Genomic DNA, 21,437 nt, shown 5'->3' on the forward strand with positions numbered 1-21,437 from the left:
TAGAGGTCCCTGTTCCACCAGAGCCAGGAAATGACGGCAGCCATGCGCGGCTGGCATAGCTTGCCGCTTCGCCATGCGCAGCCTGCCTGTTTTGAAGGCATTTGCGCATGGCGTGGTCAATCGGCTCACTCAAACAGGCGCTTCACCATGGAGACGCTCGGCAGTTCCTTGAGCTGCGTAATCAGGTGGTTGAGCTGGCGCAGATCCCAGACTTCGAGGTCGAACTGCAGTTCGCTGAAGTCGGCAGCCACACGCCCCATCGAAAGAGTCCGGATGTTGACGTCGCTGGTGGCGATCGCCTGGGCCACCTCGGCCAGCGTCCCCGGCTCGTTCAGGGCGCTGATCGCGATGCGGGCGATAAAGCGGCTGCTGTTGGCCTCGTCCAGATCCCAGCGCACGTCGATCCAGCGCTCCGGCTCGTCATCGAACTTCTGCAGGATCGGCGACTGGATCGGATAGATGGTGATCCCCTTGTCCTTCTCCATGATGCCGACGATGCGGTCCCCGGGGATCGCCCCGGCCGGGCTGAAATGCACCTCGGCATTGCCGGAAAGGCCGCGGATCGGCAGGGCCTCGGGGCCTTCGGCCTGAACCACGCCGTTGGCATCCTTGCCGCGGCCCGGCAGCTTGAAGACCATGCCGGCTGCACTGCGCATGTTGAACCAGCCATCGTCGGCGCTGGGCTTTACCGTCACCCGCTCGTCCTGATGATCCGGGAACACGGCGCGCAGCACGTCGAGCGAGGAAAGCTCGCCGCGGCCGACGGACGCGATCGCATCTTCCACTTCCTTCTGACCAAGCCGATGCAGCGCCGGCTTCAGCGCCTCGCGCGAAAAAGTCTTGCCGGCGCGTTCGAATGTGCGCTCCAGAATGCGGTAACCGAGGCCGGCATATTGCTTGCGGATGGCCGCACGCGTCGCGCGGCGGATCGCCGAGCGGGCCTTGCCGGTGACGACGATTTCTTCCCAGGCCGGCGGCGGCACCTGGATGCCCGAGCGGATGATTTCCACCTCGTCGCCGTTGTTGAGGCGGGTGACCAGCGGCATGATGCGGCCGTTGATCTTGGCGCCGACGCAGGTGTCGCCGATGTTGGTGTGGACGGCATAGGCAAAGTCGATCGGCGTCGCGCCACGCGGCAGCGCAATCAGCTGGCCCTTGGGCGTGAAGCAGAACACCTGGTCCTGGAAGAGTTCGAGCTTGGTATGCTCCAGGAACTCTTCGGGGTTGTCACCCTCGGCAAGCGATTCGATCGTGCGCCGCAGCCAGGAATAGGCGTTCGACGTCGGCGAAAGCGCCTGGTCCGCCGATGCGCCCTCCTTCCCCTCCCCGTCCTTGTAGAGCGAGTGCGCCGCGATACCGTATTCGGCAATATCGTTCATCCGGCGGGTGCGGATCTGCAGCTCGATGCGCTGGCGCGACGGACCGACGATGGTGGTGTGGATCGACTGGTAATCGTTCTGCTTCGGCGTCGAAATGTAATCCTTGAAGCGGCCGGGAACGACGCGCCACCGCGTATGGACGATGCCGAGCGCCCGGTAGCAGGACGGGATATCGTCGACGATGAGGCGGAAGCCCCAGACATCAGACAATTGCTCGAAGGACAGCGACTTCGACTGCATCTTGCGGAAGACCGAATAGGGCTTCTTCTGCCGGCCCTTGACCTGCGCCGCCTTCAGGCCTTCGGCCTGAAGCAGCTCCCTGAGTTCGTCCTCGATCTTCTTGATCAGGCCCTCGTTGCGCTCGGACAATTCCTCCAGCCGCCGCGTGACCGTCTCGAACGCCTCGGGGTTGATGTGGCGGAAGGAGAGGTTTTCGAGCTCCTCGCGCATGTCCTGCATACCCATGCGGCCGGCAAGCGGCGCATAGATATCCATCGTCTCCTCGGAGATGCGGGCGCGCTTTTCCGCCGACATGTGGTCGAGCGTGCGCATATTGTGCAGGCGGTCTGCAAGCTTGACGAGCAGCACGCGCACGTCGTCCGAAATGGCAAGCAGCAGCTTGCGCAGGTTTTCGGCCTGCTTGGCTTTCTTGGTGACGAGATCGAGCTTCTTGATCTTCGTCAGCCCTTCGACGAGCGCACCGATATCCTCGCCGAAGAGATCGTCGATCTCCTGCCGCGTCGCCGTCGTGTCCTCGATCGTATCGTGCAGCAGCGCGACGGCGATGGTCGACTCGTCGAGACGCATCTCGGTCAGGATCGCCGCCACCTCCAGAGGATGGGATATGTAGGGATCGCCGCTTGCCCGCTTCTGCTGGCCATGCTTCTGCATCGCATAGACGTAGGCCTTGTTGAGCAAGGCTTCATTGACGTCGGGCTTGTACTTCTGCACGCGCTCAACGAGCTCGTATTGGCGCATCATTCGCTGGCGGTCCTCTAGATCAGGAAGATTTCAGGGCGAAGCGACCTGAAATCATGAACGCGATCGTCACTCATCAGGTAGAGCGGGATGCGGGCGGAAAACCGCATACATTTCCTCATCCCGCTCTAGAAGAAATCAATAAAAAAGTGCGCCAATCATACGAGTGGCGCACTGCTTTGAAAACACGTGGGAACGGGCGTTCCGCGACGGATCTCAGTAGTCGTCGCTCTTTTCCGGCGGAACCAGGCCTTCGATGCCGGCCAGCAGTTCTTCTTCCGACATCCGGTCGAAGGTGATGGCTTCCGGCTGATCTTCGTCTTCGGCAACTTCGGCAAACGTCGTCTCGGCGTCCGTCTGAAGCAGCGAAGCCGGATCGGGCTCGGGCTCGTCCACTTCGACATGCTTCTGCAGCGAGTGGATCAGATCTTCCTTAAGGTCGCCGGGAGACAGCGTCTCGTCTGCGATCTCGCGGAGCGCGACGACGGGGTTCTTGTCGTTGTCGCGATCGATGGTGATGGCGGCGCCCTGGGAAATCAGGCGCGCGCGGTGGCTGGCAAGCAGAACGAGTTCGAAACGGTTATCGACCTTGTCGATGCAATCTTCGACGGTGACGCGGGCCATTGCCTGTCCTTTTGGGCTCGAAGCGCGGCGGCATCGCCGCTGCACGGATTGACAACACGAAACCGGAGCAGTCGCCTGACGGCGCCTCATCGGGTCCGATTTCTGGAATTAAGCGCCCGGATACAATCAAAACAAGGCAAGTTCAAGTTTTTCCTTCAAGGGACGCTCACGTAACGTCACACTTCGTGATAAAATGCGATCCGAATGGGCTGGAAACGGCGCTCACACACTACGGTTGCATTTTTAGGCGGAAAATGAAGCCCCTGATGGAAAAGGCGACCCTGAGGTGTGGACGATCTATAGCAACTGCTAAAACTAGCTATATTCGCAAACGCGCGGCTGGAATAATGCAATACATAAGCTACATTATTTGCCATATCAGCAATTATTAATGTAATCGACTTACTTTTGCGCAGCCGCCGGCAGGCGGTCTTTGACGCGCCGCCATTGAAAAGGAAAGACGATGTTCGACCCCCGCGAAAAAATCGCACTCTTTATCGACGGCGCGAATCTTTACGCGGCATCGAAAAGCCTCGGCTTCGACATCGACTATCGCAAGCTTCTGAAAGCATTCCAGAAACGCGGTTATCTGCTGCGCGCCTACTACTACACGGCCCTTATCGAAGATCAGGAATATTCTTCCATCCGCCCGCTTATCGATTGGCTAGACTATAACGGTTACAAGGTCGTGACGAAGCCGGCCAAGGAGTTCACCGACTCCCTCGGGCGCCGCAAGATCAAGGGCAACATGGATATCGAACTGGCGATCGATGCCATGGAACAGTCCGAAACCGTCGATCACCTCGTCATTTTTTCCGGCGACGGCGATTTCACCACGCTGGTGGAAGCGTTGCAGCGCAAGGGACGCAAGGTTTCCGTCGTTTCGACCATGTCGACACAGCCGCCGATGATTGCCGACGACCTGCGCCGCCAGGCCGACCACTTTATCGACCTTGCGACGCTTCGTGCCGAAATTGGCCGCGAACCCTCCGAACGCACCCCGCGGCACAACAGCGAACCGGTGGCGGATCCGGTGGAGATCTGAGGCGTTCCGCTGAACGCACATGCTCTATCGCAAATGCGCGGGAGCTGCAGGAATCGTCCTACCTCAACGAGGTCGATCGTTGAGTTCTCTCATTTAAATCTCAAAAATTGCCGGCAGGGTTTTCAGCGCCGTGAGCGACCGCCGCGTTGCATCGGCCCGTCTCTGGCGGATGCAACGCAAGGAATTTCTCTTAACCGCGGTCCTTCAGCAGGCGGTTCTTCTGGCGGTTCCAGTCGCGTTCCTTCGAGGTTTCGCGCTTGTCGTGCAGCTTCTTGCCCTTGCCGAGCGCCAGCTCCAGCTTGGCCCGGCCGCGATCGTTGAAATAGATCTTCAGCGGGATCAGCGACATGCCTTCGCGGTTGACCGCGCCCTGCAGCCGATTGACCTCGCGCTTCGACAGAAGCAGCTTCCGCCGCCGCCGCGTTTCATGGTTGAAGCGGTTCGCCTGCAGATATTCCGGCAGATAGGAATTGATCAGCCAGATCTCGCCGCCCTCGTCCGTCGCATAGGATTCGGCAATATTGGCCTTGCCTTCGCGCAACGACTTGACCTCGGTGCCGGTCAGAACCAGACCGGCCTCGTAGGTGTCGACGATCTCGTAGTTGAAGCGGGCCTTTCGGTTTTCCGCCACAACCTTGTTGACCGTGCGCTGGCTTCCTTTGGGTGCCATCAGTTCATCAATCCTGCGTGTCTGAGCGCCGCGTCGATCGCGGCCTCGGTTGCCGGCTCGAGCGTCGACAACAGCGGCGAGCGCACGGCGCGGCTCATACGGCCGAGACGGTTCAGCGCATACTTCGCGCCGCAGAGGCCCGGCTCCATGAAGATCGCCTTGTGCAGCGGCATGAGCTTGTCCTGATAGGCGAGCGCCTTGGCAAAATCGCCGGCGAGCGTCGCTTCCTGGAATTCGGCGCAAAGGCGCGGCGCGACGTTGGCCGTAACCGAAATGCAGCCGACGCCGCCATGGGCGTTGAAGCCGAGCGCGGTCGCATCTTCGCCGGAAAGCTGGACGAATTCCGGGCCACAGGCCATGCGCTGCTCCGACACGCGTTCGATCTTGCCGGTCGCATCCTTGACGCCGATGATGTTGGCATGGGCCTTGCTGAGAGCCGCCATGGTCTCGACACTCATATCCACGACCGAGCGGCCGGGGATGTTGTAGATGACGATCGGCAGCTTCACGCTCTCGGCGATCGCGGCATAATGCGCGAACAGACCCTTCTGCGTCGGCTTGTTGTAGTAGGGCGTAACGACCAGGATCGCATCGGCGCCGGCCTTTTCGGCGTGTTGGGCAAGCTCGATCGCTTCCGTCGTGTTGTTGGAGCCGGCGCCCGCAATCACCGGAACCCGCTTGCCTGCGGCTTCGACGCAGAGTTCGACCACCTTCTTGTGCTCGTCATGCGAAAGGGTCGGAGACTCGCCGGTGGTGCCGACGGGCACCAGACCATGGCTGCCTTCTTTTATCTGCCATTCCACATGCGCGACGAAACCATCCGCATCCACCGCGCCGGTCGCGGTGAACGGTGTTACGAGAGCGGGAATGGAACCCTTGAACATGCACAACTCCTGACGGCGTAAAAGCGAAGTCTGCACTCATGCTTTGGCCGTAATCGACGGTTAAAAAACTGCCGCACCATAATCATGTGACGTGGCTGCGGCAAGCGTTGTAACACGGCATTTCACGCCGGTTTTCATGCAAAAGCTTGATGTTTCGCCCGCATAATCGGAACCGCCCAACCAGGGCGGGAACGGGTTTGGCGCGATTGTTATCATCGTTGCTGGCTGCTCGCCCTGTCCTCGGGCATCTGCCGGCGGATGAATGTTGAATACGGGGAACACGGGGTCTTGATGCGCGGGACAATCTATCTGCCTGTCGCCGCCATCATCGGCGCGGTGCTTCTAGCCGCGCCGGCAGGCAACGCGGAGACGCTTGACCGCGTCCCGGTTCCATCGCGCAAGCCCGAATTTTCGAACAGGGCGGCCCCCGTTGCCGAAAGCGAAACCACGAACGCCATCGCAGCAGCCGCCGGGCCGGTCAGCAGCGAGCTCAAGGCGGGGCTCGATGCTCTGTCCAACAAGCAGCCGGCCGCCGCAATCGCCGTGCGCGACGCCATGGAAGCAGGCACGCTCGACCGGCACATACTGACCTGGGCAATCGCTGTTTCCGGCCAACGGGGCGTCCCTTCCTTTGAAATCGCCGACGCCCAACGCGAATTGCAGGGGTGGCCCGGGTTGAAATCCCTGCGAGCCAACTCCGAGCGGGCGCTCTATCGAGAGAACCCGCCAGCGGCGGATGTGCTTGCAGCCTTCGGCAACACCCAGCCGGAAACGACCGAAGGCGCCCTCATTCTCGCCCGCGCGCTCGTGGCCAGCGGAAAGGCCGACACCGCCGCCAAAAACCTGCGCGCGATCTGGCAGCGCGACACGCTCGACAAGGACATCGAGACCAAGATCCTCGATGAGTTTTCCGGTCTTCTGAGCACCGAAAATCACCAGCGCCGCATGGCGATGCTTCTCTACCGCAACCGTGTCGAGCAGGCAGAACGGTTCAGCGAACTTGGCAAGGCTCAGTCGCTTTATCGCGCCTGGGCGGCGGTCAACCGCGGCAGCGACAAGGCGCCCGCGCTCATCGCAGCGGTCGATCCCCTCTGGCGCAAGGACGCAGCCTATCTCTTCATTCAGATCGAGAACCTGCGCAAGCAGAAGAAGTATGAGGCGGCGGCCAAGCTCCTTGCGCGCATGCCCAAGGACAAGGGCGCCCTGGTCGACCCGGGCGAATGGTGGGTCGAACAACGCGTCGTCAGCCGCGGCCTGCTCGACAGCGGTGACTTTCGAAACGCCTACCGGATCGCCGCCGGCCATCGCGCAACGGACGCGACCGACATCATCGACGCCGAATTTCATGCCGGGTGGTATGCCTTGCGCGGCATGGAGGATCCAGCGACCGCAGTACGTCACTTCCGCCGCATTCTGGACGTGTCGAGCCGCCCCCTCTCCGCTTCCCGCGCTTGGTATTGGCTCGGGCGTTCTGCCGAAGCGGGCGGACCGGGTGACGCCAGCGAATTTTTCGCCAATGCGGCCCGCTATCCCGGAACGTTCTATGGGCAACTCGCGGCCGCCCGGCTGGGTCGAAAGACGCTGAACGTTGCCTATCCCGCCCCGACGGCAGAGGACCGCTCCCGGTTCGAAAACCGCGAGGCAGTTCGTGCCATCACGCGCCTCGAAGGCACCGGTCACGCCTGGCGCGCCGACAGCATCTACCGGGCGCTTGCAGACGAACTGACGAGCCCGGGCGAACTGGCATTGCTATCGGCGCGTGCGGAAAAAACCGGCAACCATCAGCTCTCCCTCCAGGTCGGCAAGATCGCCTTCGGACGCGGGATCGACGTCGCAGCGCTCGCCTTTCCCGTCGGCGTGATCCCATCGAGCGCCGATATCGACGGCTCCGGCAAGGCGCTCGCCTATGCGATCGCGCGCCAGGAGAGCGCGTTCAACCCGGGCGCCATCTCCACCGCCAACGCACGCGGCCTGCTGCAATTGATGCCGGGAACGGCCAAGGGCGTCGCCAGCCGATACGGCCTTGCCTACTCGCAGGACCGGCTGACGAGCGATGCCGGCTACAACGCCACGCTCGGCGCCCACTATCTTGGCGAGCAGATCAGCAGCTTCGGCGGCTCCTACATCCTTACCTTCATCGCCTACAACGCCGGCCCTCGCCGCGTTCCGGAATGGCTCGACCGCTACGGCGACCCGCGCGGCAAGCCGATCGACGAGGTCGTCGACTGGATCGAGCGCATTCCGTTTCAGGAAACACGCAACTACGTCCAGCGGGTGATGGAGAATTATCAGGTCTACAAGTCGCGGCTTGGGCAAAAGGCCGATATCGTCGAAGACCTGAGAATGGGACGGCAATAGCGGCTTGCGTGCCGATCAAATAATTGTGATCAGCGCTGGCGGCACAAACCGTGGCTTCAACCATTTCCTCATTAAAGCCCAGACTTTCCGAAGGAAAAGGTGAGCATTATGAGGACCTTGACAATAGCTGCCCTTTCGCTGGTGACCGCCTTGAGCAGCGTGCCGCCCGCCGGCGCGTTCCCGAGCGCTCCGACAGTCGTCTCCGCGGCGACCAACGTGCAACAGGTTCAATTCTCCTATGAGCGTGGGGAGGAACGCAAGAACCGTTCCGTCTGCACCGGTCCCTATTGCGAACGTCGCTATCGTGATCGGGATCGCAACTACCGCGGCGGCTACTATCGCGACCGACACTATCGTGACGGGTATTACAGAGACCGATATCGCCGCCACTATGACCACGACGACAACGACGTCGGGGCGGTCATCGGCGGACTGGCCGCGGGCGCGATCATCGGCGGTCTGCTGAGCCAGCCGCGATACTACGACGGCCCGAGATACTATAACGGACCAAGAGCGGTCAGTGGCAACGCGCATCAGCGCTGGTGCTACGCGCGCTATCGTTCCTACAGGGCCTGGGATAACAGTTACCAGCCCTACGGTGGCCCGCGGCGCCAATGCAACTCACCCTATTGAGGAGCGAACACGCATCGCTACCGGTGCGGGCGCGAAAAGCCCGGGCAAATCGCCTATCGGCTGCCGCATAGTTTGACGGACTAAGGCTGTCATCTTGGTTCGCGTTGCTTGCCCTTCCCCTTCAAACGGTTAGGATTTCACCCTTCTGAAGGGGAGCAACATGGGCCAAGGCGTATTCCGCGAACACCACTTCCGCAGCTCCGACGGCTTGCTCCTCTACGCGCGAAACTATGGCCCTACCCCTTCGGCATCCGCGAAAACACCGATCATCTGTCTGCCTGGGCTCACGCGCAACAGCCGGGACTTTCACCAACTCGCGAGCTTTCTTTCGACGGCACGGGAAATTCCTGTAATCTCACTGGATTACCGCGGGCGCGGCAACGCGCAACGCGACACGGACAAGAGCCGTTACACGCTCGTCGTCGAAACGGCCGACGTCATGGCGGCCTGCGCCCATTTTGCGGTCGAAAAAGCGTTCTTCATCGGCACATCCCGCGGCGGCCTGATCCTCCATCACCTTATCGACTGCGCTCCTTCATTAATTGCAGCGGTGGTCCTCAATGACATCGGGCCTGTGATCGAAATTGAAGGACTGCTTGCGATCCGGGATTATCTCAACTCCAAGGACGCCCCAACGAGCTGGGCGACAGCAGCTCCCTTTCTAAGGACGTTACACGGCGGCGACTTTCCAGCGCTAAGCGATGCTGATTGGTCGGATATGGCCAAGGCGATATATCGTGACGAGGGTGGCGTTCCGGTCGCCGATTTCGATCCGGCGATCGCGCTGCCACTGCGCGGCCTGACGCCCGAAACACCGTTGCCCGATCTCTGGAAATCTTTCGACGCCCTGAACCAGGTTCCCCTCATGGTCGTGAGAGGCGGACACTCGAGGCTTCTTTCGGAGGCCACGGTGCGCGAAATGCACCGGCGACACCGTGGGATGACCGCCTTCACCGCGCCTGGTCAGGGACATGCGCCGCTGCTTCACCTCGACGGTCCACGCGAAGCCGTTGCCGCGTTTATCGACGGCGTCGCGGGACCTCGCTGACGCCCGGCGCTCCGCGGGCGCCGACTTGCCTTCTTTTCCCGAATTCACTGAAGCGCGCCCGTCGGCGGCCAGTGGCGCGAGCGGCACCGTTTGTGATCGAAGATGAAACCGCCAAAACGAAAAAACCCGGCTCGAAAGCCGGGTTTCTCTCTTCTGACCGAAGTCAGACGATATTAGAAGTCGCGCTGCAGGCGGACGAAGCCGAATACCTGATCGTCGCCGTTGTCTTCGTCTTCGTACTGAACCGAGACGCGGGTCGCGAGACCTTCGGTGATCTTGTAGTCGAGCGTGACGCCAGCGCGCCATGCATCGTCGTTGCTGAAGTCGGTGAGCGAACCGTTGCTCAGGTTGTCAAAGTACTGAACGCCGGGGGTGATGGCGAGCTTGTCGGTGGCGTTGAAGCGGTAAGACGCAGCAACGGTCCACTCAGACTTTTCCCAGTAAGCGTTCGGGTTCGAAGCCCAGATACCAGCGACCTGGAAGACGCCCGGGCCGAGGTCAGCCGAGAGCAGAGCGCGGATGGCGCCTTCTTCGAATTCAGAGTCGTAACCGCCGAGCAGGTCGAAGGAAACGCCACCGAGCGAAGCCGAAACGATACCGGAAACGCCAACGCCGTTCGACTTGGTGGTCTGAGCGCCTTCGAGTTCGTCAACCGAGATACCGGCCTGGAACGAACCGCCGTCGTAGAGGTAGGCGATCGAGTTGAATTCGGTGAAGTTGCCGAGCGAGTCGGTTTCGCCGTTCAGGCCCTTATCCCACCAGTTGTAGAAGAAGCCGGCCTTGAGGCCACCGAGCTGGATGTAGGCTTCATCAACGTCGATCAGGCTGTCGCCATCGTCGGTGTCGTTGTCGGCGTTGAATTCAGCGGCGAAGAAGCCGGTGAGCGTGCCGTACTCGGTGTCGCTCTTGGCGTCGAACGAGATGTAAGCGCGCGAGAACGAATCCCAGTCCGACGTGGACTGACCGTCGTGGTCTTCGTGGTTCCAACGGCTGTCAGCAGCGTCACGACCAAAAGAGGTCTGGAAGCGGATGAAGCCACCGATCTTGAGGCAGGTTTCGGTGCCCGGGATGTAGAAGTAGCCAGTGCCGAAAGCGTCGCAAACGCGAACGTATTCCATGGGCTCCGGCTCGGCTGCGACGATTGCGTCGGCTGCCTGTGCGCCGGAGACTGCTGCGAGAGCAGCAGCGGAGCCGAGAAGAAGGCTCTTGATGTTCATTTCTGACCTCCAGTCAAAAGTTTCAAACGGGTCTGGGTATTTTGCTGAAGGACAGCTTTCCCTGCCCCATCCCCAACGTTCAAGAAGTCGGACGATCAACCGCCCTTGCTTCCGGAGTTGAAAATACAAGACCGGATCATCGGCGCAACGTCCAACTGGCGAGATCACGTCCTTTGCATCGCCCTTCGCCGTGGCCTGTTGCTGAAACGACACAAAAACGCCTCAGACCCCCGGAGAAAATTAACAAACCATTAAGAAAACCCTTTAGTGACGGGGGGTTAGCATAAGGAATGCAGGGGTGGCCTGTTTCAGAAAGAGGCAAAAAGCCGCCCAAAACAGGGGAAAAGCCGGGCAAGGACTTCGATTCAGAAGGTCCCTCCAATGCCTAAAACAGCATTCTCTCCCAAAAAGCGTATCGTGAAGAAAAGGTGGAGACGTGAAGAATCGTCAGAATCGACACAGAGATTCGCGAACCGGGCCGCACAGGTGATTCTGAACCCTGCGAGATTGGCCACCGCGAAGCATCAAGGATGCGCCGGTGACCAACACCGTTGCCGACACGGCCAACGAACCAGAGCGAATGGAAATTCTGTCGAGAGAGCCCGCGCCGCGATCAGAGACCGGCCCGACGGGTAAGGCTTGAGAAATGCAGATGTTTGAGGATATGGCGGAGAAGAAGGGATTCGAACCCTCGATACCGTTTCCGGTATACTCCCTTAGCAGGGGAGCGCCTTCGACCACTCGGCCACCTCTCCGTTAGCGCCTGACTAGTGTCACTCTTCGGCCAATGCAAGATTTTTTTGTCGGTTTACGGGAATTCCTCGCATTTTCGTGTGGGCCGATCGGCAGCGCCTGCCGCGCCGCATCCCGTTGGCGCCCGTTTCCTTGAGGAGGGGCCGCAGAATGCGGCGGCGCGATTCCCTATCGACGCAGCCGCTTTACGCTTACGATTTGCGCGCAAGGCGCTCGATCGCCTGCTGGGTCGCCGCGCCGAAGTCGCCGTCGACCGGACCGCCATAATATCCACGGTCCTTCAAGAGGTTCTGCATTTCCTTGCGAAAGGCAGGCGTGAAGTTGTTGGGCTGGTTCTTCACCTCATCGAGCTTGGCCGGATCGCCGCCCTCAATGCTGGCAGCCGCCCAGCGAACCGCCTCCTTGGCGTCAGCCTTGGTGCCGAGACCGTAATCATACAGGCGACTCAAGTTGCCCATCGCATAGGCGCTGCCGGCGTTGGCGGCCATCTCGTACCAGGTGCGGGCCTGCACATAATCCTGAGCGACACCGTTACCGATATCGTAGAACCAGCCAAGCAGCGCCATGGAATAGGAATCACCCATGTTGGCCGCCTTCTCGTACCAGACCTTGGCTTCCGGGTAGCTCTGCTCGGTCCCCAGCCCGTTCTGATAGGCCCAGCCCAGCGACGACATCGCGTTGGTGTCGCCGCTTTCGGCTGCTTTCTTATACCAGGCAAGCGATTGCCCGAGATCCTTCGGCCGGCCGAGGCCTTCCCGATAGAACCAGCCCATCGTCGCCATGGCGTTGGCGTAGCCCTGGTTGGCGGCCAGTTCATACCACCGCGCGGCCTCGGCATAGTCCTGCGCAATGCCGTCATAGCCTTCGCGATAGAGCCAGCCCAGCGACGCCTGCCCGTAGGCATTGCCGGCGCGCGCCGCCTCGTCGAACATGCGCCTACCCTGGTCGACATCCACTGGCCCGTCGGTGCCGTAGACCGAAAACCAGGCGAGATTGGTCAGCGCATACATGTTGCCGCCGTCGGCCGCCTTCCGGTAGTTGCGCCGCGCCTCGACATAATTGCGTCCGGCGTCCTGTGCCCGGCCCAGCATGTTGACGAGCATCATGTCGTCAGGGTTTTCGTTGACGGCCTGGGCACAGGCCGTCAGAGCCCTCTCGGCGTCCAGCTTCAGGAAGTTGACCCCGAGGAACCCGGGCATCGATTGCGGTTCGCCGGCGAGCAGATAGCAATCGCGCGAAGCCTGGGTGTCCTTGCCGGTCGGCGAGACGTTGAGGCCTTTCTGCGGCTCGAGCGCTGCAATCTGCTGCTCGGCCTCGGTCTTGTGCTTGCTGTCGGGATAGCGCTCGATGAAGCGCGTCAGCGCCGCCGCATCCGTCGACTGCTTCAAGGCTTCCCAGGCAATCTCGTCCGGCGTCACGTTCGACGTCTGCTCGGTCTCGGTCAAAAGCTTCAGCTTCTTTTCGGCGAGCATCCTGTAGACCGGGTCCGAGCCATGCTTGGCGAGGAAAGCCGTCAACAGGTCCTTGTCGGCGAGATCGCGGATGTTCTGCCAGTCGGCAGCTGCCTCCGACTGGCTGTTGGGCGACAGCTGTCCGCCATTGTTGGTGACGTTGATGTTCACCTCTTTGATATTGAGAAAGATCTGGGCGCCGCCGAGCGAACCGTAGACGAACGGCTCCTGGCCGCGATTGGTCGCCGACACCACTTCGTCGCGAACCTTGCCAAGCGCGATGCGGACATCGACACCCGGTTCCGTCAGATACTTGGCGAGGGCTGTCGCGAAGGGGCTGTTCTTGCCCTCCCCGTCGAGCGCGACCGTGCCGGCCTTCGAAGCAAAGGCGACGAGCAGATCGGCCGATTCCGGCTCGACGCGCGCCAGCCCGCGCGAAACCGCCCGGGTCGATATTGAACGGGTCATGCTCTGCTCGAAAGGATTGTTGCGGCAGGCGTCGAGAATGACGAGCTTGAGCCTGGTTGCGCCTTCCAGCGAACGCTGAACCCGGTCGAGACCGATCGCCTCGTCCTCGACGTCCTTGTCCGTCTTCAGTTGCACATCGACGGGAAGCAGGAAGTTCTCGCCGTTCATCTCCATGCCATGGCCGGAGTAATAGACGATCGCGACTTCGGCGCCGGTCGCCAGATCCTCGAAGTCGCGCAGCGCCTTGACCATGTCCTGGCGACCGACGTCGTGCACTGTCGTCACCTTATCAAACCCGGCGTCCTCGAAGGAAGCCTTCATCAGCTTCACGTCGTTGGCGGGATTGTTGAGCGGCGAGGTCGCTTCATATTTCTCGTTGCCGATCAGGAGCGCGACTCGCTTTGCGGCCCATGCCCCTGATGGCATCGACACAAGCAGCGCCACACAGATGATTGAAAGCGGCAGCCACCGCCGCGTAAGCCCCAAGGCCATGCCATTCCCTCCGGCGCCGACCATCGTTATCCGCCTTGCCCAGCTTGAACGATTCGACGACGCCTCGCCCGATTGCCCTCGGAAGCGGCCATCGGCGCCTCCGTCATGTCTGACGAAAGTATTACGTATGAGGTTGGGGCTTTCAATGTACGCGCATGCCATAATTTAGCGAAGGCGTCTGCCGATGGCACAAGGTCGAAGCAAGTCGGCGTGCTTAGCTCAATCACGGTGGCGAAGCGGCGAAACCGCCAAGTACACCACAGATCTGCCGAGGGCTGCGCTGATACGGAGCTTGCCATGTCGATGAAGATGCATGTCGCCGAGGGAAAGCCCGGCCAGCTCGCCACGACCCATCAGCATTATTTCATCGAGCGGCCGTGCCGGATCCTCGTCATTGGCCAGCACCTGAAGGCCAAGACAAAGTATCGGTGCCTGCTGCGCCATATCTCGATTGCCGGCGCCATGCTCGACTTCAATGCGACGATCCCGCTGCCGAAACACTTCTTTCTCGAGATCGAGGGCTTCAAGGAGGAAATCGGCAGCTCCGAGGTCTACCGCGAGGGCACGGAACTCGGCGTGCGTTTCAATATGCTGCTTTCGCCCGATTTCCTGAGACGCCTGATCCGCATGCAATTTTCCAGCGGCGGACTTTAATTTCCTTGGCAACGCGACATTAGATTTTTAGTGATCGATTTCAGGGGATTGCAAGTTTCTTCTGCAAAACTGATTCTAGCATCGGTGGAAATCGCCCACCGATATGATGTGGGACAAATGAATTGTCCGGGGTCCACGAATGCGGTCACAGGTTGATCGTGCCGTCCGACCCGGCACTGGCGGAGAAAGACGCATGCAGAACCAGACCATGTATTCCTGCGTCCCCTCGCCATTTTACGAGCGGCGCTACGAGCGTTTCAACATCGGCCATGCGGGCACGCTGACCGCCGTGCAGCCGGGGCTCGGTAGCGTCTCGGTGCGATCCTGTCGCATGATCGACATATCGCGCGGCGGCGCCAGCTTTGCCGTCGACACCAATATCGGCCTGCCGCAGCATTACTATCTGCATATCGTCGGCACATCGCTTCGGATCGGCTGCGCCGAGGTCTATCGCAACGGCGAGCGCATCGGCGTCCAGTTCATCAAGCCGATCGAGCAGACCCTGCTGAGGGAGATCATCCGGCAAGAGTTCTTCACCGGGCAGGTCAAGAACGCAAAGCCGCGGCGGTAGGTCAACTCCTACCGCAAACCGAAAGGCACCGGATTTCCGGCAGCTTTTCTTGCGGGAGCGATTCCGAATTGCCGAAGCATGCGATAAGTTCCCCATACGTCATTCGAACGGGGCCCTTCTTCAGCATGTCCGCATTCTCTCGCTTCACGCCGCTCATCCAATCCCTTCCATCCACCATCCCCTTCGTCGGGCCGGAGGCAATCGAACGCCAGCGCGGGCGCGCGATCGCAGCGCGCATCGGCGCCAATGAAAGCGGCTTCGGTCCGGCCGAGAGCGTGCTTTCGGCGATCAGGGAAGCGGCTGGCGGAACCTGGAGATATGCCGACCCCGAGAATCACGATCTTAAGCAGGCGCTTGCCGCCAATCTCGGCACCAGGCCAGCCAATCTCGCGATCGGTGAAGGCATCGACGGATTGCTCGGCCAGATCGTGCGCATGGTCATCGAGCCGGGCATGCCGGTCGTCACCTCGCTCGGGGCCTATCCCACCTTCAACTACCACGTCGTCGGCCATGGCGGCCGGCTGGTCACGGTGCCCTATGCCGGCGACAGGGAAGATCTCGACGGCTTGCTGGCGGCGGTAAAGCGGGAAAACGCGCCACTCGTCTATTTCGCCAATCCCGACAATCCGATGGGGAGCTGGTGGCCCGCCGAACGCATCATCGAGTTCGCGAAGGCCCTGCCCGAGACGACGCTCTTCATTCTGGATGAAGCCTATTGCGAAACGGCGCCGGCCGATGCGTTGCCGCCGATCGATGCCCTGATCGACATGCCGAATGTGGTGCGCACGCGCACGTTCTCTAAGGCCTACGGGCTTGCCGGTTCGCGGGTCGGCTATGTGGTCAGCACGCCCGGCACGGCGGAGGCCTTCGACAAGATCCGCAACCACTTCGGCATGAACCGGATCGGGGTCGCCGCGGCAATCGCCGCGCTCGCGGACCAGGACTATCTAAAGGAAGTGACGGCCAAGATCGAAGCATCAAGGCAGCGCATAGCCGCCATCGCCATGGAAAATGGCCTTGCGCCGCTCGTCTCCGCCACCAACTTCGTGGCGGTCGACTGCGGCCGGGACGCGGTTTACGCCCGCGCGATCGTCGATACGCTGATGAGCGACCATGGCATCTTTATCCGCATGCCGGGGGTCGCACCCCTCAATCGCTGCATCCGGATCAGCACCGGGCCGGAAGCGGAGATGGCGCTGCTCGAGGCTGCCCTGCCCGCGGTCCTGAAGAAACTCGCCTGAGGCGGTTTCAAGTTCCCGCATTCCGCGGCGCCACCTGTGGCGCCGCCCGTCCGATCAGTGAATGGTCATCCATTCGCGAGCGGCGCGCAGTGCCGCTGCGAGATCCGACTTGCTCATCGTCATCGCCAGGTCGGCGCGTAGGTCGACGGCGCGGTCGCAGCCCTTGATCGCCGCGATGTTCAGCCACTTGTGGGCGGCGACCAGATCGACCGGACGGCCGTGTCCGGTCGCGTAGGCCAGACCCATGTCGCAAAAGATTTCCGCCTGGTTGTCACCACCCATCGCGGCATCCGAAGCAATCTGCATATCAAAGCGTGCCATTGTCGTGTCCCTGTCTTGCCTGGTTGGTTTTTCCGAAGCGGCCCGCCCGTTTGGGGCGGACCATGCTCCAGATCAGCACTTGTTTTGGTCCCTGTTCGACCTTGCCTCTTTGCGGGCCTTTCCGAAGCGCGCCGTCTTTTTGCGGTGTCGTCCTCGGTGGTTTTTCGGAGCGTTTCGTTCCGCTCGTCTTATGGCTTCACTATGCAGCAGGCGCTTCAATGGGCGCTTAAAATGCATGCTTAATTTGCGACAAACAAAGTTCAAACGCTTGGTAAACTTGAGTTTTTGTTAAACATCGGAAGGCCGGGAATCCGGTGCATTCGCCTCAAAATTTACGAAAAATTCAACCCGCGATTTCAACCAATCGCTAACCACGAAAAGATCGGCGCCAGCAAAGTCCGCGCAATTCCTTGCGCAAGAAGCGCTCAAAACCGGCCAGGAAAAGCAGCGAAAGCCGCGATTCGGCTTGTTTACCTTTACGTGCGCGTAAGCTATCGTGCCCGCGGCGGTGAGGAGACTGCCTTATCACACGAGGACATCTAGAGCTGCCGGCGGAGCGGACCACGCCGGCAGCCTCGATCTGGAGGACACTGATGCTACGTACATTGCTCATCACCGCGACGCTGGCTCTCGGCATTGCCGGAACGGCGACGGCGGCGGAACCGATCGTCGGTAACTGGAAGACGGCGAGCGGCGCTACGGCGGAAATTGCACCCTGCGGCGGCGCCTTTTGCGTGACGCTGAAGACCGGCAAGCACGCCGGCAAGCGCATCGGCAATCTCGCCGGCACCGACGGCAGCTATTCCGGCGAGATCACCGATCCGGATACCGACAAGACCTATAGCGGCTCGGGCGCGGTCAACGGCAATTCGCTGAAGATGAAGGGCTGCGTGCTGAAAGTACTGTGCAAGTCGCAGACCTGGACACGCCTCTAAAACGGCAAGCATCGCGGACAAGGGGAGAATTGAGGGCGGCCAGTGGCCGCCCTTTTTGCATGGGAGCCGCCTTCCCGCCGACAATCAGAGCGTTTCACGACCACCGTGCATCTTGGCCGCTGCTCAACCGAAGATGAACGCCAGATGAACGGACATCTCAGCATCAATTCAGTTTGGGTGTGCGAAAACACACTCAATCGATTTGAACCTGCCTCCAAACAACGGACAGAACCATGGATATCCTCGCTCGGCGCCTCACCATCATCAGCCTTCTGATGGTCGTTTTCGCTGTCACCCTTGCCGCCGCAGTCAGCGCAGATACCGAACGTCGCCGCAGCAACACGTACCTTGGTTCGCTGACGGATTGCACCGCCCACACGGCACAGTACTGCCAGGCCAAGCTCTAACGCAGCAGGCCGACGCAAGTTCCGAGGCCCCAAACCGAAACCGATCACCTCGTGATCCGATGGAGAGACGAACATGCTGGCAGCACTTTCGACTTCCGCGTTTCTATCGCTGCGGGTGCTGGCGCTCGCCAGCCTGCTGATGGCACCGGTCGGGGCACTCGCCTACTCCAAGGCGAGCGGCAATGGTATCGGCAAGCAGGGCGCCGGCCTGGTCCTCTTCGTCACGCTGCAGCGTCAGGCCATGACCTGACGCACCGCGACGAACCGGAGCCATGAGTTGAGAAGGGCGCGTTTTGCGCCCTTTTGTATTCGGTCGGCTTGCGCGTCATCGCGCCGCTTTCCTATCCTCGTGCTCCAAGAGGATTCGTCACAGCCAAGGCCGCCAGACCCGAACCGATGCCTGCATATCTCATCTACGCCCTCGCCGCCCTTGCCGAAATCGCCGGCTGCTTTGCCTTCTGGGCGTGGCTGAAGCTCGACAAATCGGCCCTCTGGCTCGTTCCCGGCATGGCGTCGCTGGCGCTCTTTGCCTGGCTGCTCACGTTGATCGACAGCGAAGCCGCGGGCCGTGCCTATGCGGCCTATGGCGGCGTCTATATCGCCGCGTCGCTGATCTGGCTCTGGCTGGCGGAAGGCGTCAAGCCGGACCGCTGGGATCTGACCGGCATGACCGTTGCGCTGATCGGCAGCGCGATCATCCTTGCCGGCCCGCGTTGAACGTCAGGCCCGAGATCGCCTCGCGGTTGTGAACGCCGCCATCTTGTCGTTTGCTTGTCAGAAGCCGCAGCCTATAATGCGACATGAACAAGCGAATCTCTTCACACTCCGTGCTTTCCACCGCAACGCCCGAACCTTTCGAGCCGCAGTATTTCGATGATCCTGCGGCCGCCGTCGATTGCCTTGAAGCGCTTTACGAGCGCAACACCCGGTTCCTCTGCGAAGCCTTCGAGGGGCTGGGCAAGACCGACAAGCCGCTGACCCGTTATCGCGCCTGCTACCCGCAGGTCAGCATCGAAACGAGCAGCTTCGGCCATGTCGATTCCCGTCTCTCCTATGGTTATGTGAGCGCACCCGGCGTCTATACGACGACGATCACGCGGCCGAAGCTCTTCCGGCACTATCTGAAGGAACAGCTCGGACTGTTGACGCGCAATCATGGTCTCGGCGTCACGGTTTCGGAATCGGCCACCCCGATCCCGCTGCATTTCGCCTTCGGCGAAGGGGCCCATGTCGAAGCGTCGGCAGCGAGCACCATCGACATCCCCTTGCGCGACCTGTTCGACGCGCCCGACCTGACGACCACGGACGACGAAATCGCCAACGGCTCATACGAGCCGGGTCCGGGCGAACCGTCGCCGCTGGCGCCATTCACGGCGCAGCGCATCGACTATTCGCTGGCGCGGCTCAGCCACTACACGGCGACGAACGCCAATCATTTCCAGAACTTCGTGCTCTTTACCAACTACCAGTTCTACATCGACGAGTTCTGCGCCTGGGCCCGCCAGCAGATGGCGGAAGGCGGCAACGGCTACACAGCCTTCGTCGAGCCCGGCAACATCATCACACCCGCCGGAGCCGACAAGCCGGAGACCGACTTTACCCTTCCCCGCCTGCCACAAATGCCCGCCTATCACCTGAAGAAGAAGGGCCACGGCGGCATTACCATGGTCAATATCGGCGTCGGCCCGTCCAACGCCAAGACGATCACCGACCACATCGCCGTGCTGCGTCCGCATGTCTGGCTGATGCTCGGCCACTGCGCCGGCTTGAGGAACAGCCAGCGCCTCGGCGACTATGTTCTTGCCCATGCCTATATGCGCGAGGATCACGTGCTTGACGACGACCTGCCGGTCTGGATCCCGCTGCCGGCGCTCGCCGAAGTGCAGGTGGCGCTGCAGGATGCCGTAGCCGAAGTGACCGGTTATCGGGACTACGATCTCAAACAGATCATGCGCACCGGGACCGTCGCGACCATCGACAACCGCAACTGGGAGCTTCGCGACCAACGCGGACCGGTCAAGCGCCTGTCGCAGGCGCGCGCCATCGCGCTCGACATGGAATCGGCAACGATCGCTGCCAACGGCTTCCGCTTCCGCGTGCCCTATGGAACGCTGCTGTGCGTCTCCGACAAGCCGCTGCATGGCGAATTGAAGCTGCCGGGTATGGCAACGGCCTTCTACAAGACGCAGGTCAGCCAACATCTGAAGATCGGCATCCTGGCGCTGCAGAAGCTGGCGGCGATGCCGCCGGAAAAGCTGCATTCCCGCAAGCTCAGAAGCTTCTACGAGACCTCGTTCCAGTAGAGGTCGAAGCGTCGCTTGGGCGTTGCCTTGAGCGCGCTCTAGCGACGTTTCCCCAGAACCATCGACAACAGCGTGCCTGCGACGGCGGACACGATGATCAGCAGATGCGCGTTGACGCCGGCGGTTGCGAGCAGTTCGAGGCCCGCCTTGCCGGCAGGAGCGCCGAAGGACACGGCACCGGCCGCAATCGCCGCGGGATAGGTGCCGACGCCGGCCGGCGCATGCATCGGCAGCACCGAAGAAAGCTCGCCTCCGAGCGCGCCGCCAAAACAGGCAGCCAGCGGCGCGACCCCCATGAACGCCAACACCCAGGCAAGTACGATCACCTTGACCGCCCAGTTGAGGATGGTCATGCCCCAGGCGCGCAGGAATGCGGCCAAGGTGGCCGGCAGGCCCGCCTCCAGCTCGTCGACGACCGGCTCGAGTTTTGCCGGCAGCAGCCGGTGCGCGAGCGCAATTGTACGATCCTTGAGAAGGAAGAAGAGAAGCGGTGAGACGAGCGCTGCAAACCAGATGATCCAGAGCGCGATCGACGCTTTGCCGAAGACGAGCCCGACAACAGCCACGACGAGGAGCGCATGCAGGTCGAGCAGGCGCATGACGAGCAGAGCGGCCGTCCCCCTGGCGAGCGGAACGGAAAACTCCGAACGCATTAGTAGCGGAAAGCTGGTCTCCCCGGCGCGAAACGGCAGCATGATATTGAGCAGATTATGGACCTGCGTGACGCGCAGGAGCGGCAGGAAGCGGCCCGAGGTTTCGTTCGGAAAGTAATCGTAGATGCGATAGCAGCGGATGAAATAGGTCGCGATAAGCAGCATAAGGGCCGAAGACGCGGCGCCGAAGCCGATTTCGGACCATTGGCGCAAGAGCGCCGGCCATCCCCAGAACCACTCGACGAAGGCCGCGTAGGCCGCAACGGCGCCCGCCGACAGCAGTGTCATCCGATTGCGGACGAGCCAGGATCGCCGGTCAGGCTCGCAATCCGATGTCATCAGGCTTCGATTT

Annotated in this window: 20 protein-coding genes and 1 tRNA gene; 12 read left to right on the plus strand and 9 right to left on the minus strand. The window is 61.2% G+C overall.

Annotation, left to right across the window (positions count from 1 at the left end):
• Window positions 1–125: 125 nt before the first annotated feature.
• Both XB14_RS12530 and rpoZ read right to left on the minus strand, forming a co-directional pair.
• Window positions 126–2,360, minus strand: a complete 2,235-nt coding sequence (locus tag XB14_RS12530; RefSeq protein WP_077961835.1) for a RelA/SpoT family protein — start codon at window positions 2,358–2,360, stop codon at window positions 126–128.
• 213 nt (window positions 2,361–2,573) lie between these two features.
• Window positions 2,574–2,981: a DNA-directed RNA polymerase subunit omega gene (gene rpoZ, locus XB14_RS12535; protein WP_077961836.1), complete on the minus strand. Its 408-nt coding sequence runs from the start codon at window positions 2,979–2,981 to the stop codon at window positions 2,574–2,576.
• A gap of 463 nt (window positions 2,982–3,444) precedes the next feature.
• On the opposite strand from rpoZ, the gene XB14_RS12540 reads away from it, so the two are divergent.
• The gene (locus XB14_RS12540) at window positions 3,445–4,026 is read left to right on the plus strand and encodes an NYN domain-containing protein (protein ID WP_077961837.1); all 582 of its coding nucleotides are present in this window, start codon (window positions 3,445–3,447) and stop codon (window positions 4,024–4,026) included.
• 190 nt (window positions 4,027–4,216) lie between these two features.
• Here the strand turns inward: XB14_RS12540 and smpB are convergent, their stop codons facing one another.
• Window positions 4,217–4,696 (minus strand): SsrA-binding protein SmpB, encoded by a 480-nt coding sequence (smpB, locus tag XB14_RS12545; protein WP_043616668.1) that lies wholly within the window; start codon window positions 4,694–4,696, stop codon window positions 4,217–4,219.
• The gene (dapA, locus tag XB14_RS12550; RefSeq protein ID WP_077961838.1) at window positions 4,696–5,580 is read right to left on the minus strand and encodes a 4-hydroxy-tetrahydrodipicolinate synthase; all 885 of its coding nucleotides are present in this window, start codon (window positions 5,578–5,580) and stop codon (window positions 4,696–4,698) included. The genes smpB and dapA overlap by 1 nt, the downstream gene beginning before the upstream one ends.
• Window positions 5,581–5,871: 291 nt before the next feature.
• Here dapA and XB14_RS12555 point away from each other — a divergent pair, with 291 nt between their 5' ends.
• The 3 genes from XB14_RS12555 (at window position 5,872) to XB14_RS12565 (ending at window position 9,619) form a co-directional block, all read left to right on the plus strand.
• Window positions 5,872–7,938, plus strand: coding sequence for a lytic transglycosylase domain-containing protein (locus tag XB14_RS12555; protein ID WP_077961839.1), 2,067 nt, complete (start codon window positions 5,872–5,874; stop codon window positions 7,936–7,938).
• Window positions 7,939–8,046: 108 nt separating this feature from the next.
• Window positions 8,047–8,571, plus strand: a complete 525-nt coding sequence (locus XB14_RS12560) for a BA14K family protein (RefSeq protein WP_077961840.1) — start codon at window positions 8,047–8,049, stop codon at window positions 8,569–8,571.
• Window positions 8,572–8,731: 160 nt separating this feature from the next.
• Complete coding sequence (locus tag XB14_RS12565; protein ID WP_077961841.1) at window positions 8,732–9,619, plus strand: alpha/beta fold hydrolase; 888 nt, start codon at window positions 8,732–8,734, stop codon at window positions 9,617–9,619.
• 173 nt (window positions 9,620–9,792) lie between these two features.
• On the opposite strand, the gene XB14_RS12570 is transcribed toward XB14_RS12565, so the two are convergent.
• The 3 genes from XB14_RS12570 to XB14_RS12580 form a co-directional block, all read right to left on the minus strand.
• Window positions 9,793–10,836 (minus strand): porin, encoded by a 1,044-nt coding sequence (locus XB14_RS12570; protein WP_077961842.1) that lies wholly within the window; start codon window positions 10,834–10,836, stop codon window positions 9,793–9,795.
• Between the two features lie 665 nt (window positions 10,837–11,501).
• A tRNA-Ser gene (locus XB14_RS12575) sits at window positions 11,502–11,591 on the minus strand.
• Window positions 11,592–11,780: 189 nt separating this feature from the next.
• The gene (locus tag XB14_RS12580) at window positions 11,781–14,000 is read right to left on the minus strand and encodes a caspase family protein (RefSeq protein ID WP_179119576.1); all 2,220 of its coding nucleotides are present in this window, start codon (window positions 13,998–14,000) and stop codon (window positions 11,781–11,783) included.
• A gap of 297 nt (window positions 14,001–14,297) precedes the next feature.
• On the opposite strand from XB14_RS12580, the gene XB14_RS12585 reads away from it, so the two are divergent.
• The 3 genes from XB14_RS12585 to XB14_RS12595 all read left to right on the plus strand — a co-directional run bounded on the left by XB14_RS12585 (window position 14,298) and on the right by XB14_RS12595 (window position 16,466).
• A complete protein-coding gene (locus XB14_RS12585; protein ID WP_077961844.1) occupies window positions 14,298–14,654 on the plus strand; it encodes a hypothetical protein in 357 nt (118 codons plus the stop codon).
• A 193-nt stretch (window positions 14,655–14,847) separates the two neighbouring features.
• Entirely contained in the window at window positions 14,848–15,225 is a 378-nt protein-coding gene (locus XB14_RS12590; RefSeq protein WP_034804171.1) for a PilZ domain-containing protein, read from the plus strand.
• 125 nt (window positions 15,226–15,350) lie between these two features.
• Window positions 15,351–16,466: a pyridoxal phosphate-dependent aminotransferase gene (locus tag XB14_RS12595; RefSeq protein WP_077961845.1), complete on the plus strand. Its 1,116-nt coding sequence runs from the start codon at window positions 15,351–15,353 to the stop codon at window positions 16,464–16,466.
• Between the two features lie 54 nt (window positions 16,467–16,520).
• On the opposite strand, the gene XB14_RS12600 is transcribed toward XB14_RS12595, so the two are convergent.
• Entirely contained in the window at window positions 16,521–16,787 is a 267-nt protein-coding gene (locus XB14_RS12600; RefSeq protein WP_077961846.1) for a sel1 repeat family protein, read from the minus strand.
• Between the two features lie 593 nt (window positions 16,788–17,380).
• Between XB14_RS12600 and XB14_RS12605 the strand changes: the two genes are divergently transcribed.
• From XB14_RS12605 to XB14_RS12615, 5 genes are all read left to right on the plus strand, one after another.
• Window positions 17,381–17,722, plus strand: coding sequence for a DUF2147 domain-containing protein (locus XB14_RS12605; RefSeq protein WP_077961847.1), 342 nt, complete (start codon window positions 17,381–17,383; stop codon window positions 17,720–17,722).
• A 233-nt stretch (window positions 17,723–17,955) separates the two neighbouring features.
• On the plus strand, window positions 17,956–18,129 hold the full coding sequence (locus XB14_RS32630; RefSeq protein ID WP_034804185.1) for a hypothetical protein: 174 nt from the start codon (window positions 17,956–17,958) through the stop codon (window positions 18,127–18,129).
• Window positions 18,130–18,202: 73 nt separating this feature from the next.
• Window positions 18,203–18,379, plus strand: a complete 177-nt coding sequence (locus tag XB14_RS32635) for a hypothetical protein (protein ID WP_179119521.1) — start codon at window positions 18,203–18,205, stop codon at window positions 18,377–18,379.
• A 146-nt stretch (window positions 18,380–18,525) separates the two neighbouring features.
• Window positions 18,526–18,846, plus strand: a complete 321-nt coding sequence (locus XB14_RS12610; RefSeq protein ID WP_077961984.1) for a YnfA family protein — start codon at window positions 18,526–18,528, stop codon at window positions 18,844–18,846.
• Window positions 18,847–18,929: 83 nt separating this feature from the next.
• Window positions 18,930–20,432, plus strand: a complete 1,503-nt coding sequence (locus XB14_RS12615; RefSeq protein WP_077961848.1) for an AMP nucleosidase — start codon at window positions 18,930–18,932, stop codon at window positions 20,430–20,432.
• Window positions 20,433–20,470: 38 nt separating this feature from the next.
• Here XB14_RS12615 and XB14_RS12620 read toward each other — a convergent pair whose 3' ends face one another.
• The gene (locus XB14_RS12620) at window positions 20,471–21,424 is read right to left on the minus strand and encodes a lysylphosphatidylglycerol synthase domain-containing protein (RefSeq protein ID WP_077961849.1); all 954 of its coding nucleotides are present in this window, start codon (window positions 21,422–21,424) and stop codon (window positions 20,471–20,473) included.
• Window positions 21,425–21,437 lie beyond the last annotated feature (13 nt).

Origin of the sequence: Ensifer adhaerens (assembly GCF_002007205.1) — a bacterium.
GTDB classification, from domain to species: Bacteria; Pseudomonadota; Alphaproteobacteria; order Rhizobiales; family Rhizobiaceae; genus Ensifer; species Ensifer adhaerens_D.